Here is a 1,407-nt window from a genome sequence, read left to right as displayed (position 1 = left end):
CTGCCGGCGTTGCCCCGCCGGCCCAGCTCACAGGCCCGAACGGCGAGAAGCCCACTGAGTGGGGCGTGGCATCCTTCGACCTGGCCCTCCGGCGCTACGGCCGCTCTGACGGGTAAGACGTGCTACTCGAATTACATTGACCCGACCAAGAAGCACTCTGCCAGCGTCGTTTTCGCGAGTGGTGCCGACAAGGACATACGGGAGAAGGACATTTGGGCCAAGGTCGCGATCACCGCCGGTTCCGCCTACCCCTGCAACACCTACTGGGTCGTCTACCAAGACCTGGCCTGCCCGCTTCTCCGCCGGCCGAATGCCTGGTCACCCGTTTCCGCGATGAGGCGGTAAGGCTTTGCGTGCTCCATTTCCGCTCCAGCGGGATGCGCGGTAGGGTGCCGCATCCATTCCCCCACGCGACGAGGTGGTGTACGTGCGTCCATGTTTCTCAGCCGCTATATTTCCCATTGTGGGCGGTTTGGTCGTCGGGATCTCTGGTCCGCTCTTGGGATCGGCAAACGGGCGCGTGAGCCATGCGGCAAGTATCACTCTTGTCGCAGGTTGGATGTACGCGCCAGTAGCTTCGTTGCCGGGTTCCTGACCGGTTCCAAAAAACGCGCGGCCATTATGGGTTTCATTTCGCTGATAGTGACCGTGTTTGCCTACTATCTGACGAAAGCAACTCAAGGTGACTTCGTGGCATCGGACTACAGTGACCCGACGGCGCAGGCTACGGTCTTCGCGTGGGGTGATTTCCTCTCGATGCTCATTCTGTGGTGCGCCTTCGCTCTCGCTGCGGGGCCGATCTTCGGAATCGTCGGACATCTCGCGCATGTCGGCCCCCACGGTCTCGCTTCCCGACTTCTGATCCCAATGGTGGTTATCGGTGAAACCACTGTGCGACTGTCCGCTGAGGCAAATCTGCAAGAAGCGTTGGTGGGTGCGACCTGGAGCGTAACCCGCGCTCTGGCTGTGGCCGTGGCGCTGGCACTCTTGTGCGTCGCGGCCGTAAAGGCCCGGCGTCGGCAATCTGCGCGAGCCTGATGCCGGCAAATCTCACTTCTTGAGCGAGGTCGCCTGCGGTCTCGCCTTTGGTGTTGCCTTTGTGTGCGCGTTGCCGCAAGAGAAATAGGCCGAATTGTGTTTCGCCAATGCGATTCCAGTCGCGATATCGGGGTAGGTGTCGCGGCATTCAGCCACCACTGAACGAAACGCGTGCGACCCTCGGTGTTCTTCTCTCTTGGTAATGGTCGGGACACGGGTTGCCAGAATTGCCCCTTGAGTAAGGGCTGTCCCGCAATTCCCGGCGGGCGCGCGACGACAGCTACGGCACCTCGCCGCGTTGTCGGAACATCCCCATACATCCAGTATGCGGATGCCCCTCCGCCTTGCGATGCACCGCATCTGACGCCG

At 61.4% G+C, this 1,407-nt stretch carries 2 protein-coding genes; both read left to right on the top strand.

What is annotated here, in order from left to right:
• Positions 1–9: 9 nt before the first annotated feature.
• Positions 10–345: a lactococcin 972 family bacteriocin gene (locus IH13_RS46275; protein WP_420713428.1), complete on the top strand. Its 336-nt coding sequence runs from the start codon at positions 10–12 to the stop codon at positions 343–345.
• A gap of 90 nt (positions 346–435) precedes the next feature.
• Complete coding sequence (locus IH13_RS43725) at positions 436–1,038, top strand: DUF6518 family protein (RefSeq protein ID WP_158791447.1); 603 nt, start codon at positions 436–438, stop codon at positions 1,036–1,038.
• Positions 1,039–1,407 lie beyond the last annotated feature (369 nt).

The organism is Streptomyces sp. NRRL WC-3549 (genome assembly GCF_000721935.1).
Lineage (GTDB): Bacteria > Actinomycetota > Actinomycetes > Streptomycetales > Streptomycetaceae > Streptomyces.
Note: the sequence above shows the minus strand (reverse complement) of the source record. Positions and strands in the feature narration are given on the sequence as shown.

Bases quoted from the DNA above. Each gene is read 5' to 3' on its own strand.
- IH13_RS43725 (WP_158791447.1), top strand. From the start codon at position 436: ATGTTTCTCAGCCGCTATATTTCCCATTGTGGGCGGTTTGGTCGTCGG.